A 13,791-nucleotide genomic window follows, 5' to 3' on the forward strand; every position below is an offset into this window, starting at 1 on the left:
CCTCGCCAGAGCGATCCCGCCAGCGCGGCTTCCGCCGGCGCGATCCCCGCCGAGGCGGCCCCCGCCAGCGCGGCCTCGCCAGAGCGATCCCGCCAGCGCGGCTTCCGCCGGCGCGATCCCCGCCAACGCGGCCTCCGCCGAAGCGATCCCCGCCAGCGCGGCCTCCGCCGAAGCGATCCCCGCCGAGGCGGCCCCCGCCAGCGCGGCCTCGCCAGAGCGATCCCCGCCAGCGCGGCCTCCGCCGAAGCGATCCCCGCCGACGCGGCCCCGCCAGCGCGATCCGCGCCGACGCGGCCACCGCCGGCGCGATCCCCGCCGCAGCGGTCGCGCGGGGCGATTTCCCGGTTCGCCCGGACAGCCCCACCCGGCCGCGACGGCCCGCCCTCCCTGGGGGCTGCCCCCGCTTCCAGCGTACCCAGGCCCCCCGACAAAACCCCGCGGAAACCACGCGCCGAGGCCCGGTTGTCCACATCCGCTCGCCCCTGTGGACAACCGGGCTCAGCCCACGCCGATCCCCGCCAGGATCTCCCGCGCGCTCTTCACCAACGACTCCCGCGACGGCGCCGCCGAAGCCCCCGCCAGCGCGCCGAAGATGGTGCCTTCCATCCAGTCGACCACCAGTGTCGCGTGCCGGGTGGGGTCCGCGGACCCCGCCGCCGCCAGCGCCTCGGTGGCCAGTCGCCGGATCAGCGCCCCTCCCGAGTCGTACTGCTCCCGCAACTCCGGCCGCCGGGTCGCCTCCAGCGCGAACTCGTACCGCGCCAGCATCCTGGCCCGCCCCGCGCCGAGAGCCTCGGACACGTACCCGGCGATCGACTCCGCCAGCCCACCCGCCGGCGCCGGCTCCTGGTCCAGTTCGAGGATCCGCGCGAACGTCAACGACAGCAACGCCGCCCGCGTGCGCGCGTAGTACGACGTCGAGCCCGCCGGGAGCCCCGCCGCCTTGTCGACCGCCCGGTGCGTCAGCCCGCGCATGCCCTCCGCCGCGATCACCTCGATCGCCGCGTCGCCGATCTCCGAAAGACGGTCCACGAAAACGCACTCTACAGGTGTAGAGTCCTCTACACCTGTAGAGGAGGAGCCATGCACGCGGTTGTCGTCGGCGGAGGCATCGGGGGCCTGAGCGCGGCCGCCGGGCTGCACCGGATCGGGTGGACCGTCACCGTCCTGGAACAGGCCGAGGAGTACGGCGACGTCGGCGCCGGCATCTCACTCTGGCCGAATGCCCTTCGCTGCCTCGACGAACTCGGCGTCGACCTCGGCGAAGCCCTCGCCCCGCAACGGGAAGGCGGATTCCGGGACAAGCGCGGCCGGCGGGTCACCCGCTTCGACGCCGCCGCCTTCGAACGCCTCCACGGCCGTCCACTCGGGGCCATCCACCGGAAAGACCTGATCGCCGCCCTGAAGAACGCCGTCCCGGCCCAAAGCCTGAAAACCGGCGCACAAGTCACCGAAGTCCACGAAGACGGGCGAGTCCGCTTCACCGGCGGAGAGCTCCAGGCCGACCTCGTCGTCGCCGCCGACGGCATCCACAGCGCCGTCCGCCGCGCGCTCTTCCCGGACCACCCCGCGCCGGTCTACTCCGGCAGCACGGCGTTCCGCGGCGTCACGAAGTTCCCCGGCACCCGGCTCGGCACCAGCTTCGACCGCGGCACCGAAATCGGCGTCCTCCCGCTGACCGGCGACGACGTCTACTGGTTCGTCTCCTACGCCACGAAACCCGGCAGCCCACCGGACGACCTCCGGAGCAAGGTCGAAACCTGGCACGACCCCATCCCGGCGCTGATCGACGCCACACCGGGAGAAGCCGTGCTGCACCACGACCTCTACTACCTGGCCACGCCGCTCAAGACGTACGTGAAAGGCCGGACAGCCCTGCTCGGCGACGCCGCCCACGCCATGCCGCCGTTCCTCGGCCAAGGCGGCTGCCAAGCCATCGAAGACGCGACCGTCCTGGCGTACGAACTATCCACAAAGGATGTACCGCAAGCACTCCGGGCCTATGACAACCAAAGGCGGCCACGCAGCCAGAAAGTCGTCCGCGAATCGGTCCGCATGGGCAAACTCACCTCGCAGCTGACCAACCCGGTCGCCATCAAGATCCGCACCGCGCTCCTGAAGGCCCTTCCAGCGAAGGCGACGGTCTACATAGGACGCGATATCACGGGGTGGCGGCCTCCGCGTCTCCCCCGGCCAGTCCCGCCTCGTACGCCGTGATCGCCGCCTGCACCCGGTTCTTCGCCCCGAGCCGGGTCAGGATCGTGCTCACGTGCGCCTTCACCGTGCCCTCGACGACGAACATCTTCGCCGCGATGTCCGCATTGGACAGTCCGGAACCCAGCAGCGTCAGCACTTCCCGCTCGCGCGGCGTCAGGAGGTCGACCTTCGACCGCGCCGCCGCGGCCCGGGTCAGCCGGCCGCCCGACAGCCGCGCGATCACGCGCTGAGCCACCTTCGGCGAGAGGAACGCCGCACCGTCGGCGACGGCGTGGATGCCGGCCAGGAGCTCGCGCGGATCACCCGACTTCAGCAGGAACCCGCCCGCGCCGAGGCCCAGAGCGCGCTCGATGTACTCGTCTTCGCCGAACGTCGTGAGCATGATGACGCCGGTCGAGGGCAGCAGCCGCCGGATCTCGGCGGCCGCGCCGAGCCCGTCCAGCCCGGGCATCCGGATGTCGAGCAGCACGACGTCCGGGTGCGTGGCGAGGACCTGGGCCACCGCCGACCGCCCGTCGGCGGCTTCGGCGACGACCTCGATCCCCGGGTCCGCCCCGAGGATCGCCGCCACCCCCGCCCGCATCATCGCCTCGTCGTCGGCCAGTACGACCCTGATCACGATCCCCCCTCGGCGAACCAGTCCTTCGAAACCAGCTTCCCATCGGCGAAACACAGCCGGTAGGCGGCGTAGTCGTCGTTCAGGAACGACCGCCCGGCGCCGTAGTACTCGCACCGGGCACCCGGCGGCGAAGCCGGCTCCCCGCGTGTCGGACGGGCGACGCGTTGGCGTTCCGGCAGCGCCAGCTCGTCCCGCGCCTGCCCGAGCCGCATGCCGTCGTAGGCCGCGGCGGGCAGTTCCGAGGTGTTCCACTGGTAGAGGAACGCGATCCCGCCGATCGCGAGGACCAGCCCGAACAGCGCCAGCGGGATGGCGACGGCCAGCACCAGGCTGCGCCGGACGTCGCGGCGGGCCAGCTCCAGCGCCCGCGCGGACGTCGAATCGCCGGCCGGCTCCGACGTGTCCTCGACCGGCGCGGCGTCGTGCGGCAGCGTGGCGGTGACGGCGAACCCGCCTTCGCGCGGCTCCGCCCGGAGGGTCCCGCCGACGAGCCGGACGCGCTCGCGCAGCCCGATCAGCCCCACGTGCCCGGACGCGGCCCCCGGCAACGGGCCGGCGGGCGGCCGCTCGTTGACGACACTCACGCCGGTTTCGGCGCCGGCACTCGAAACGCGCACCGTCACCGCGGCCCCCGGCGCGTGCTTCGCCACGTTCGTCAAGGCTTCCTGCACCACGCGGTAGACGGCCCGCGCCACCATCGGCGGGGCCGCCGAAGTGTCCACAGTGGAATCGATGCACAGGCCGGACGCCTGCGCCCGCGCGATCAGCTCGCCGAGGTCGCCCTGCACCGGCTCGACCGGCGCGGCGTCCTCGCGCAGCACGCCGATGATCTCGCGCAGCCGTTCGGTCGCGTTCGCGGCGCTCGTCCGCAGCTGGGCGGCCGCGTCGCGCTGGACGTCGTCGAGGCCGCCCGCGACCTCCAACGCCGCCGCGCGGACGGCGATCAGGCTGAGCTCGTGACCCAGCGAGTCGTGCATGTCGCTGGCGATCCGCGCGCGTTCGCGCAGCCGGGCCTGGTCGGCGACCAGGCGCTGCCGGCTCTCCATCTCCTCGGCGCGCCGCCAGCCCGTGCGGGCCAGGTCGCCGCGCAGCCGGACGTACCGGCCGAGCAGCCACGGCGACAGCCCGGCGAAGACGAGGATCGCGACCATCGCGGCCCAGTCGCCGACGCCGTCGGGGCCGACGGCCAGTGCCAGCGGCAGCCCGAGCACCACGACGGCGGCGCCGATCAGCAGGCCCGTGCGAGGCCGCGCCATCCGCAGCGCGGCCTGGTAGCACATCGCCACCAGCACGAACACCACCCAGACGGGCACGCGGTCGCGGTACGGGAACGGCACGGCGAGGGCGCCGGCCAGCGCGATGCCGAGCGAGACGGCGGGGTACCGCCGGGCCGTCGCGACCGACCCGGCGACGACGGCGAGACCGCCCGCCAGCTCCCAGTACGACCGCGAGCCGACGGTGTCCGTGGCGACGATGAACGCCAGGAACAGCCCGAGCAGCACGTCGAGCGCCACGCGCCACCTGCGCTTCGTCACCTCTCGCACGACATCGAAGCTACAAGGACGTCAGCGGGCCGGACCACTGCCGAAAGTCAAGGTGTCGACGAAGGCGAGCGTCTGCGGCCAGGACAGCGCGAAGGCTTCGGCGTTGACGGCGGCGCCGTGCCGCGCGGAGTCGCTGAAGCCGTGCTCGGCGCCCGGGAAGTGCTGGGTGAAGGTCGCGCCCCGCGCGCGGGACTGCAGCGCGGACTGGAGCAGGTCGAAGGTCTCGTGCGAGACGACGGAGTCGGCCTCCGGGTAGGCGACGAGCACCGGCACGGTGATCCGAGTCGACAAATCGACCGCGTCCAGCTCGTGGTTCGGCGGCGCGGGGTCCCGAACCGTCGGGTGGTAGGCGACGACCCCGGAAAGCCGCTGGTCACGAGCGGCGAGCAGGAGTGCGAACCGCCCGCCGAGACACCAGCCCATGACCCCGGCCGACGTGCAGCCGAGATCGCCGAGCAGGTGGTCGAGCAACGCCGTCTGCTCAGCGAGCGCGGGCTCGTCACGCAGCTCGCCCAGCTTCGCGCCGAGATCCTCGCGGGAGGTGTTGTCGGTGCTCGCGCCGTGAAAGACGTCCCAGGCCAGCGCCGTGATCCCGCGGCCGGCCAGCTCGTCGGCCCAGGCGCGGACCTGCGCGCCGATGCCGGTGATCATCGGCAGGAGCAGCATCCCGCGCTCCGAGCCGCCGTCCGGGCGGGCCAGGTACGCGGAGAGGTCGCCGACACGGACGGTGGACGTCTCGATGGTCATGTCCCGCATGATGCATGATGATCCACCATGGCCGAGCGCACACTCGCCGATCAGCTGGGCGGCACCCTCCCCGGCGGCATCGAAGCCCTCGAAGAGCACGAACGGCAGGACCTCGCCGACGCGCTGCGTGACGCGCGCAGGCGGCAAGCGAAAGCGCTCGCCGAAGCCGGCGAAGAGGGCCTCCGTTACGTCCCCGCGCTGCTGCGCGGCGCCGTCCGGAAGGCCGTCGGGCTGTGACGGACTACGCCGCCGAAGCCGAGATCCTCAAGCTCGCCCGCGTTCTCGACGTCGAGCCCGCGCGGCTCGAGTACCTCGCCCGCGTCGACGCCGGTGACCTCCAGGCCTTCCGCGAGCAGGTCACCGACACGCTGTTCGACGCCAACATCGCCGTGCTGCAGCGGATGGCGCTGGCCGCGCGGCTGCTGCCCGGCGGCGTGCTCGCCAAGATCGCCGAGAAGGTGTTCGGCCCGCTGCTGTGCGCCCGGATCGCCGGCGTGGTCGACGTCGCCCGCGGGGTCGACGTCGCCAAGCGGCTGCACCCGCGGTTCCTCGCCGAGGTCGCGGCCGAGCTCGATCCGCGGCGGGCGAGCGCGATCATCTCCCGCATCCCCCTCGACACCGTCCTCGCCGTCGCCGGTGAACTCGCGCGCAAGGAAGACTGGATCACCCTCGGCCGGTTCGTCGGGCACCTGCCCGACCAGACCGTGCGCCGGGCCCTCGACGAGATCGACGATCCCGGCCTGCTGCGGATCGCGTTCGTGCTCGACGACAAGAACCGCATCGACCACGTCGTCGGCCTGCTCCCGGCGCACCGGCTCGGCCGGCTGATCACCGCCGCCGGGGCGGACGAAGACCTCTGGATCCCCGCCCTCGACCTGCTCGGCCACCTGAGCGACCCACGCCGCGCGACGCTCGAGCCGATGCTCGGCGCGCTCCCGGACGGGTTCCGGGAACGCGCTCAGGCGACGATCAAGTAGATCCCGTAGCCGACGATCGCCGCGCACAGCGCGAAGCAGATGACCGCGCCGGCCAGCGGGCCCGTGCCCGACGCGCCGGTCTCGCGGGCCGACTCGCGCTGGGAGAGCCCGACCACCCCGAAGGAGAACAGGCTCGTCAGCACGACGACCGAACCGAGCGCGACGACGAAGACGAGACCGAGGGAACCCCAATCGATGTGCACGGCGCTCCTCAGGCGTTGGCCGGCTGCGCGGCCGGGTCGGGTTCGTTGATGGAGCCGGCGTTGACCGGGTTCCGCTTCGACGCGAGGTAGATGCCCAGCGCGACGACGACCCCGGCCAGGCCGACCAGGACGGTGCCCCAGGTCCCGAGCGTCGAGACCTCGGCGGCGACGGCGCCGACGATCGCGGCGGCGGGCAGCGTCAGCGCCCAGGCGAGCACCATCCGCCCCGCCACGCCCCAGCGGACCTCGGCGAGCTTGCGGCCGAGGCCGGACCCGATGATGCCGCCCGAGCAGACGTGCGTGGTGGACAGCGCGAACCCGAGGTGCGCCGAGGTCAGGATGACCGCCGCGGCGCTCGTCTCGGCCGCGAAGCCCTGTGGCGTCTGGATTTCCGTGAGCTTCTTGCCCATCGTCTGGATGATCCGCCAGCCGCCCAGGTAGGTGCCGAGCGCGATCGCGGTGCCCGCCGTCAGGATCACCCACAGCGGCGGGCCCGAGTTCGGCGCGAGCGAACCGGACGCGATCAGCGTCAGCGTGATGACGCCCATGGTCTTCTGCGCGTCGTTCGTGCCGTGCGCGAGCGAGACCAGCGACGCCGAGGCGATCTGGCCGGCCTTGAACGTCCGGCCCACCGTGTCCCGCTTCGCCCGCGCGGTGATCCGGTAGACGAGGAACGTGCCCAGCGTCGCGACGATCCCGGCGACGATCGGCGAGGCGAGCGCGGGGATGAGGACCTTCTCGACGACCTTGCCGAAGTGGACGGCGTCCGAGCCCGAGGCGATCCAGGTCGCGCCGATCAGCCCGCCGAAGAGCGCGTGCGACGAGCTCGACGGCAGCCCGATGAGCCAGGTCACCAGGTTCCACACGATCGCCCCGACCAGGCCCGCGAAGATGATCACCGGGGTCACCTTCGTGTCGTCCACGATCCCGCCGGAAATCGTCTTGGCGACTTCGACCGAGAGGAACGCGCCGACGAGGTTCAGCACCGCGGACACGGCGACCGCGATCCGCGGTTTCAGGGCGCCGGTGGCGATCGAGGTGGCCATCGCGTTGGCCGTGTCGTGGAAGCCGTTGGTGAAGTCGAAGGCGAGCGCCGCGACGATCACCACCAGCACGATCAGTGAGAAGTCCATGGGTGACTCTCCCGTCCCGAAGTCGCTGCGGAAAAACGCTACCGAGCAGGTGCCCCGGCCCCGATCCCGAGCGCGTGACGGCTGACTGAACTCTCAATGAACCCGAAAGCGCTTTCCTGGCATATCCGGCATTTCCGGCGGGGTAGGGCTGACCCGACCGGCGAACCGGGGGCCTGGCCCAGTGCCCCGGGCCCCGCCGCCTGCGACCGTCGACACCGGCGGAAGGGGCCACGATGGGCAAGCTGGGGTGGGCGGTCGCCGCGACGGTGGCGTCGGCGGTGTTGTTCTTCTTCGGGACTGGTCTGGACCCCGTCCCCGAGCTGGCGTGGCTCGCGCCGCTGCCGATCCTGCTGCTGGCGCCGCGGGTGTCCGGCGCCGCCGCGCTCGGCTGCGCGTTCCTCGCCTACGCCGCGGGCAGCGCCGGCAGCTGGAGCTACTTCTGGCACTCCCTGGCCGTCCCCCGCCCCGCGGGGCTCGCGATCCTCGGCGGCAGTGCGTTGCTGTTCGCGTTGTCCGCCGGTCTCTTCCGGCTCCTGGTCCGCCGGGGGAACCGCTTTCTGGCCGCGTTCGCCGCGCCCGCGTTGTGGACCGCCGTGCTCTACGGTGTCTCGCTGCTCAACCCGACCGGCCTGATGGACACTCTGATGACGACCCAGGCCGACCGGCCGTCCGTGCTCCGGCTCGCCGCGGTCACCGGCGGCTGGGGCGTGGAGTTCCTGGTGCTGTTCGTGCCGGCCGCGGTCGCCGCCGCGCTCGCCCCCGGCGTCCGGGTCCGGTCCCGGTTGACCGGGCTGGTCGCCGTCGCCGCCGCGCTCGGCGCGCTGGTCTTCTGGAGCACGCCGAGCGCCTCCGGACCGGCGACGCGGGTCGCTCTGATCGCGCCCGGACAGAGCCGCTGGGCGGTCGACGTCGCCACGCCGGACGGCCAGGCACTCCTCCGGTCCTATGTGGACCGGATCGGCCGGCTGCCGGACGGCGTCCAGGCCGTGGTCCTCCCCGAGGCGACCTTCGCGGTGGACCAGGCCGGCCGGCCACGGCTCGTCGAGGCCTTCGCCGAAGTGGCCCGCACGCGCAACCTCGACGTCGTCACCGGCGTCCTCGACACCACGCCGGACGGCCGGTTCAACGCGGCGCTCGCCGTGCCGCCGTCCGGCGCGCCGGTCGAATACCGCAAGTGGCACAACGGGGATTCGCCGAACATCGCGTCCGGCACGCAGCTCGCGCACCTCGCCGGAATCGGGCTGATGGTCTGCATGGACGTCAACTTCGCCGACCCCAGCGGCGAATACGGCGAGGCCGGCACGGGCCTGGTGCTCATCCCGGCCTCCGACGAGGACGTCGACGGCTGGGCGCACAGCCGCACGGCGCTGATCCGCGGGGTCGAAAACGGTTTCTCCGTGGCGTGGAGCGCGGCCCGCGGGACGTCGATGCTGGCGGACGCGCAAGGTCACGTGCTGGCCGACGCCCACACCGGCGCCGGCCCGTTCACGGTGGTCGTCGCCGACGTCCCGCTCGGCCCGGGGAAGACGCCGTACGCCCGGTTCGGCGACTGGTTCGCGTGGCTGTGCGGCCTGGTCGCGCTGGCCGGGATCGCCGTCGGGGCGCGGAAAGCGTCCGACTTCGAGCGCCTTGGCGTTGCGTAGCATCTCGCGGCCGGTCAGGGACCTGGCTGGTCCCACCGCACCGCCGCGGCCTAAACAGCCGAGAAGATGATCGGTCGAGAAGGCGCCCGGCCTGATTGTGACCTGACACAAAGAACCACCCTCATCTCTGAGCGTCTTCCCAGGTCGACGTCAGGGGCATGTGACCGATCATGATCTGCATCACGTACTGACGGGTAACTGGAGGCAACGGAATGCGGGTCACCAACGGCGGTGTCAAGCGAACCCTGGCCGTGCTCGCCGCGGCGCTCAGCTTCGGCGTGGTCGCACCGGCGGTCGCCGACGCGGCGCCGGGCAGCGGCTGGAACGACTGGGGCTGCCGGCCGGCGGCCGCGCACCCGGAGCCTGTCGTGCTCGTGCACGGGCTCGGCGCGAACGACTCCGTCAACTGGTTCTTCCACGCCCCGAAGATCGCCGCCCAGGGCTACTGCGTCTTCTCGCTGACCTACGGCACCGGCGTGCTCGGCCCCGGCGTCGGCGGGCTCGCGTCCATGCGCGACAGCGCCGCGCAGCTCGGCCGGTTCGTCGACCGGGTCCGGTCCGCCACCGGCGCGGCGAAGGTCGACATCGTCGGTCACTCCGAGGGCAGCACGATGCCCGCGTACTACCTGAAGTACGGCGGCGGCGCGGCGAAGGTCGCGCACTTCGTCGGCTTCGGCGCGAACTACCGCGGCACCACGCTCGGCGGCCTCGACGCGCTCGCCAAGGCCCTGCTGACGACCGTGCCCGGGCTCGACCTGGTCCTGCGGACCGCCTGCGGCTCCTGCAAGGAGTACCTGGCGCCGTCGGCGTTTCTGGACGACCTCGCCCGCGGCGGCGTCCACGTGCCGGGGCCGACGTACACGAGCATCGTGAGCAAGTACGACGAGGTCGTGACGCCGTACACGAGCGGCATCCTGAACGAGCCGGGCACGACGGACATCGTGCTGCAGGACTTCTGCGGCTCGGACGCGTCGGGCCACCTGAGCCAGGCGATCGACCCGAACGTCACCGGGCTGATCCTGCACGCCCTCGACTCGTCCTACCCGCCGGCGTGCACGCCGTTCACGCTCCCGCTGTGAGCGGGTTCTGCCCGAGGTACCGGTGGCCGTTTTCGGCGGACTCCCGCACGGCGGCGAACCCGTAATCCACCATCGCGGTTTCGTAGGCCGCGACGGCCTCGAGCAGCGGGGCCCCGGCCAGCGCGGACGCCAGCGCCGCACCGTCGCGCAACGCGGTGTTGGCGCCCGCGCCGCCGGCCGGGCTCATCGCGTGGATCGCGTCGCCGACCAGCGTCACGCGCGACGGTTCCCACGGCCCGATCGGCACGCTCGTGCGGATCGGCTGCGGGAACGTCGCCGGGACGTCCCAGTGCCCGACCATCGCGCGGGCCAGCGGGTGCCAGCCGTCGACCAGGCCGAGCGCGACCTTCTGCAGGTCGCCCGGGGTCATCGCGGCGAGTTCCGCCTCGGTGTGGCCGACGACTTCCCAGCGGGCCCCGACCGAGCAGGTCATGTACGGCCGGTCGTCGCGCAGCCGCAGGTCCGGCACCAGCCGCGCGCACGCGTCGGCGACCGGTTCGGGGTAGTCGACGGGCGCGAACCCGGCCATCGTCCGGTCCGGGCCGAGCATCATGGAGAACACCGCGAACATCTCGGGTTCGAACAGCGCCCGGGTGTCCGGGGTGAGCGGGATCCGGCCGTAGAGGTGCACGAGCCCGGCGTCGACGACCCGGGCGTGCGGCAGGTACTGCTGCCGCACCGGCGAGTTGATCCCGTCCGCGCCGACCAGCAGGCTGCCGCGGGCGGAAGTTCCGTCGGCGAAATACGCTGTCACGCCGTCTTCGTCGGTCTCGTAGTGCGTGAATCGCTTGCCGTAGCGGACTTCCTGGCCGTGCAGCAAGATCTGCCGCAGGGTGAAGCGGTTGATGTTGAGGTGCGTGCCCTCGTCTTCCAGGCGCGTCAGCAGCCGCAATTGCTCGTCGTAGACGTTCGTGTGCGGCAGCGCCCGGCCCGCGGTGGCGCGGAAGAGTGCGTGCAGCTCCGGGCGCAGGACTTCGCTGAGCGCGGCATCGCCGACGTCGCCGATGTGCAGCCGGTAGCCCTGCTTCCGCGCGCCGGGCGATTCGTCGCGTTCGTGGACCTGGCACGGGATTCCGGCCCGGCGCAACCCGTGGGCCAGGCTCAGGCCGCCCAGACCGGCACCGATGATGATCACAGACACAGCTGTCCCTTCGTCGCTTCCGAGGAAGGGACGCACAGGTAAGCCTGCTCCAGCCGCCCGGACTAACCCATACCGGACTGTGTCTTCGCGCGTCCTCGCCTCCGACGTTAGCGCACTCGATCTCCGGCGCGCCACACCGAGTTCGTGAGCGGCACGCCGGGCCGGTAGGCCAGGTGCGTCACCGACGGCGCGTCGAGGACGTGGACGTCCGCCCGCGCGCCGGGCCGCAGCACGCCGACGTCGTCGCGGCGCAACGCCCGCGCGCCACCCGCCGTCGCGGCCCAGACCGCTTCCTCGATCGTCATGCGCAGCTGCAGCACCGCCGTCGCTACGCAGAACGCCATCGACGTCGTGTACGAGCTGCCCGGGTTGGCGTTGCTGGCCAGCGCGACCGTCGCGCCCGCATCGAGCAGCCGCCGCGCCGGGGCCAACGCCTGCCGGGTCGACAAATCGCACGCGGGCAACAACGTCGCCACGGTTTCGGAAGCGGCCAAGGCCTCGACATCGGCGTCCGAAAGGTACGTGCAGTGGTCGACGCTCGCCGCGCCCAGCTCCACCGCCAGCCGGACGCCCGGGCCTTCGCCGAGCTGGTTCCCGTGCACCCGCAAGCCGAGCCCGCGCTCGGCGGCGGCCTTCAGCACCCGCGCCGACTGGGCCTCGTCGAAGGCACCGGTCTCACAAAAGACATCCGCCCAGCGCACGCTTCCCGCGACGGCGTCGAGCATCTCGCCGCACACCAGGTCCACATAGGACTCCGCGTCGGCGCCCGGCGGCACGAGGTGCGCGCCGAGGAACGTCACCTCGTCGGCGACCTCCCCGGCGATCCGGGCGGACCGCGCCTCGTCCGCGACGGTCAGCCCGTAGCCCGTCTTCGTCTCCAGGCACGTCGTCCCCTGCCGGGCCGCCTCGTCGACGTGGCGGCGCAGGTTCGCCGCCAGCTGCTCGTCGGACGCCTCCCGCGTCGCGCCGACCGTGATCGCGATTCCCCCGGCGGTGTAGGGCTTTCCGGCCATCCGCGCCTCGAACTCGGCCGTGCGGTCGCCGGCGAAGACGAGGTGCGTGTGGCTGTCGACCCAGCCGGGCAGCACCGCGCGGCCCTCGACGTCGACACGCTCGTCGGCGTCCGGCGCTTGCGCCGCCGGCCCCACCCAGGCGACCTTGTCGTCGTCCACGACCAGGGCCGCGTCGGTCAGCCGGCCCAGCCCGGGGTCGTTGGTCGTGAGTTCGCCGATGCCCGTGATCAGGACTGCCACAATGCCTCGATCTCCTTCGCCAGCAGGGTTTCCGGACGGTCGATGAGCAGGTGCGCGCCATCCCGCACGACCTCGCGGCCGGCGACGACGACGTGCCGGACGTCCGCGCCGGAGGCCGCGAAGAGCACGCCGGACGGCTCGATCCCGGCCGTCCGGACCGAATCCAGGCCGACGGTGACGAAGTCCGCGCCCGCCCCCTCGGCGAGCGCGCCGACCCCGTCCCACCCGATCGCCGCGTGGTCCGTGCCCGCCGCCAGGAGCTCTTCGGCGCTGAACCGGCCGCGTTCCTCGCTGGCCAGCCGATCGTCCAGCTCCAGCGCGCGGGTCTCTTCGAAGGCGTCGACGACGGCGTTGCTGTCGCTGCCGATGCTCAGCCGCACCCCGGCGTCCCGCAGCGCGCGAGCCGGCCCGATGCCGTCGCCGAGGTCGCGTTCGGTGGTCGGGCAGAAGCACGCCCGCGCCCCGCGAAACCGGGCGATGTCCGACGCGGTGAGGTGCGTGGCGTGCACGGCGACCAGCCGGTCGGTCAGCACCCCGTGCTCGTCGAGCAGCTCGGTGGGCGTGCGGCCGTAGGCGGCCTGGCACTGCTCGTTCTCGGCTCGCTGCTCCGACAGGTGGATGTGCACTACCCGCGAACTGTCCACACGGGACAACTGATCGGCCGGGACCGCGCGCACCGAATGGATCGCCGCGCCGACGCGGAACAGTTCACCTTCCTTCAACGCGGCGACTCGCGCCGCCCACGCCGAAGCCGAGCCGTCGGAGAACCGCCGCTGGACCTCGTCCGGTTCGACGCCGATGCCGCCCGCGAGGTAGCACGTGTCCAGGAGCGTCAGCCGGATCCCGGCGTCGGCGGCGGCTTGCCGCAGGGCCTCCCCCATCGCGTTCGGGTCGGCGTACGGCTTCCCGCCGGGCGCGTGGTGCAGGTAGTGGAACTCCCCCACGCTCGTGTACCCGCCGAGCACCATCTCGGCGTAGACCCCGCGGGCCAGCCGGTAGTAGGTGTCCGGGTCGAGCCGGGACGCCAGGGCGTACATCCGCTCGCGCCACGTCCAGAACGTGCCGCGCTCGTGGTGGGTCCGGCCGCGCAGCGCCCGGTGGAAGGCGTGCGAGTGCCCGTTCGCGAACCCGGGCAACGTCAGCCCTCCGAGGACGACGCCGGTCCGCGGCGCCCCGGGAGTCACGCCGGTGATCCGGCCGTCGACGACGTCGATCCGCACGGCGGACACGATCCC

The 13,791-nt window shown here is 72.7% G+C and carries 14 protein-coding genes; 5 read left to right on the forward strand and 9 right to left on the reverse strand.

Features of this window, described 5'->3' with window-relative positions; translation table 11 throughout:
• Window positions 1-498: 498 nt before the first annotated feature.
• A complete protein-coding gene (locus ACERZO_RS33885) occupies window positions 499-1,143 on the reverse strand; it encodes a TetR/AcrR family transcriptional regulator (protein WP_372669644.1) in 645 nt (214 codons plus the stop codon).
• Between ACERZO_RS33885 and ACERZO_RS33890 the strand changes: the two genes are divergently transcribed.
• Window positions 1,084-2,217, forward strand: coding sequence for an FAD-dependent monooxygenase (locus tag ACERZO_RS33890; RefSeq protein WP_372669646.1), 1,134 nt, complete (start codon window positions 1,084-1,086; stop codon window positions 2,215-2,217). The genes ACERZO_RS33885 and ACERZO_RS33890 overlap by 60 nt on opposite strands.
• Here the strand turns inward: ACERZO_RS33890 and ACERZO_RS33895 are convergent.
• From ACERZO_RS33895 to ACERZO_RS33905, 3 genes are read right to left on the reverse strand one after another with little or no spacing between them, the layout of a single operon-like run.
• Entirely contained in the window at window positions 2,162-2,836 is a 675-nt protein-coding gene (locus ACERZO_RS33895) for a response regulator (protein ID WP_372669648.1), read from the reverse strand. The genes ACERZO_RS33890 and ACERZO_RS33895 overlap by 56 nt on opposite strands.
• Window positions 2,833-4,380 carry a sensor histidine kinase gene (locus tag ACERZO_RS33900; RefSeq protein WP_372669650.1) on the reverse strand — a complete coding sequence of 516 codons (1,548 nt, stop codon included), beginning with the start codon at window positions 4,378-4,380 and terminating at the stop codon, window positions 2,833-2,835. The genes ACERZO_RS33895 and ACERZO_RS33900 overlap by 4 nt, the downstream gene beginning before the upstream one ends.
• A gap of 21 nt (window positions 4,381-4,401) precedes the next feature.
• Window positions 4,402-5,127 carry a dienelactone hydrolase family protein gene (locus ACERZO_RS33905; protein WP_372669652.1) on the reverse strand — a complete coding sequence of 242 codons (726 nt, stop codon included), beginning with the start codon at window positions 5,125-5,127 and terminating at the stop codon, window positions 4,402-4,404.
• Between the two features lie 27 nt (window positions 5,128-5,154).
• On the opposite strand from ACERZO_RS33905, the gene ACERZO_RS33910 reads away from it, so the two are divergent.
• Window positions 5,155-5,364 carry a hypothetical protein gene (locus tag ACERZO_RS33910; protein ID WP_372669654.1) on the forward strand — a complete coding sequence of 70 codons (210 nt, stop codon included), beginning with the start codon at window positions 5,155-5,157 and terminating at the stop codon, window positions 5,362-5,364.
• Window positions 5,361-6,104, forward strand: a complete 744-nt coding sequence (locus tag ACERZO_RS33915) for a hypothetical protein (RefSeq protein WP_372669656.1) — start codon at window positions 5,361-5,363, stop codon at window positions 6,102-6,104. The genes ACERZO_RS33910 and ACERZO_RS33915 overlap by 4 nt, the downstream gene beginning before the upstream one ends.
• On the opposite strand, the gene ACERZO_RS33920 is transcribed toward ACERZO_RS33915, so the two are convergent.
• Both ACERZO_RS33920 and ACERZO_RS33925 read right to left on the reverse strand, forming a co-directional pair.
• Complete coding sequence (locus ACERZO_RS33920) at window positions 6,086-6,307, reverse strand: hypothetical protein (RefSeq protein ID WP_372669658.1); 222 nt, start codon at window positions 6,305-6,307, stop codon at window positions 6,086-6,088. The genes ACERZO_RS33915 and ACERZO_RS33920 overlap by 19 nt on opposite strands.
• 8 nt (window positions 6,308-6,315) lie before the next feature.
• Window positions 6,316-7,440 (reverse strand): inorganic phosphate transporter, encoded by a 1,125-nt coding sequence (locus ACERZO_RS33925; protein WP_372669660.1) that lies wholly within the window; start codon window positions 7,438-7,440, stop codon window positions 6,316-6,318.
• Window positions 7,441-7,673: 233 nt separating this feature from the next.
• Here ACERZO_RS33925 and ACERZO_RS33930 point away from each other — a divergent pair, with 233 nt between their 5' ends.
• Together ACERZO_RS33930 and ACERZO_RS33935 are read left to right on the forward strand one after the other, a co-directional pair.
• Window positions 7,674-9,083 carry a nitrilase-related carbon-nitrogen hydrolase gene (locus ACERZO_RS33930; protein WP_372669662.1) on the forward strand — a complete coding sequence of 470 codons (1,410 nt, stop codon included), beginning with the start codon at window positions 7,674-7,676 and terminating at the stop codon, window positions 9,081-9,083.
• Between the two features lie 212 nt (window positions 9,084-9,295).
• On the forward strand, window positions 9,296-10,162 hold the full coding sequence (locus ACERZO_RS33935; RefSeq protein WP_372669664.1) for an esterase/lipase family protein: 867 nt from the start codon (window positions 9,296-9,298) through the stop codon (window positions 10,160-10,162).
• Here ACERZO_RS33935 and ACERZO_RS33940 read toward each other — a convergent pair.
• From ACERZO_RS33940 to ACERZO_RS33950, 3 genes are all read right to left on the reverse strand, one after another.
• Entirely contained in the window at window positions 10,146-11,303 is a 1,158-nt protein-coding gene (locus ACERZO_RS33940; RefSeq protein ID WP_372669666.1) for an FAD-dependent oxidoreductase, read from the reverse strand. The two genes, ACERZO_RS33935 and ACERZO_RS33940, sit on opposite strands and share 17 nt — an antisense overlap.
• A 107-nt stretch (window positions 11,304-11,410) precedes the next feature.
• Complete coding sequence (gene hutI, locus ACERZO_RS33945; RefSeq protein ID WP_372669668.1) at window positions 11,411-12,556, reverse strand: imidazolonepropionase; 1,146 nt, start codon at window positions 12,554-12,556, stop codon at window positions 11,411-11,413.
• On the reverse strand, window positions 12,544-13,776 hold the full coding sequence (locus ACERZO_RS33950; RefSeq protein ID WP_372669771.1) for a formimidoylglutamate deiminase: 1,233 nt from the start codon (window positions 13,774-13,776) through the stop codon (window positions 12,544-12,546). The genes hutI and ACERZO_RS33950 overlap by 13 nt, the downstream gene beginning before the upstream one ends.
• Between the last annotated feature and the right edge of the window lie 15 nt (window positions 13,777-13,791).

The sequence above is a fragment of the Amycolatopsis kentuckyensis genome (assembly GCF_041679295.1).
Lineage (GTDB): Bacteria > Actinomycetota > Actinomycetes > Mycobacteriales > Pseudonocardiaceae > Amycolatopsis > Amycolatopsis kentuckyensis_A.

What these genes read in the sequence shown, in the direction of transcription:
- ACERZO_RS33890 (WP_372669646.1), top strand. Translation starts at nt 1,084, where the DNA reads ATGCACGCGGTTGTCGTCGGCGGAGGCATCGGGGGCCTGAGCGCGGCC.
- ACERZO_RS33905 (WP_372669652.1), bottom strand. Translation starts at nt 5,127, where the DNA reads ATGACCATCGAGACGTCCACCGTCCGTGTCGGCGACCTCTCCGCGTAC.
- ACERZO_RS33910 (WP_372669654.1), top strand. Translation starts at nt 5,155, where the DNA reads ATGGCCGAGCGCACACTCGCCGATCAGCTGGGCGGCACCCTCCCCGGC.
- ACERZO_RS33925 (WP_372669660.1), bottom strand. Translation starts at nt 7,440, where the DNA reads ATGGACTTCTCACTGATCGTGCTGGTGGTGATCGTCGCGGCGCTCGCC.
- ACERZO_RS33930 (WP_372669662.1), top strand. Translation starts at nt 7,674, where the DNA reads ATGGGCAAGCTGGGGTGGGCGGTCGCCGCGACGGTGGCGTCGGCGGTG.
- ACERZO_RS33935 (WP_372669664.1), top strand. Translation starts at nt 9,296, where the DNA reads ATGCGGGTCACCAACGGCGGTGTCAAGCGAACCCTGGCCGTGCTCGCC.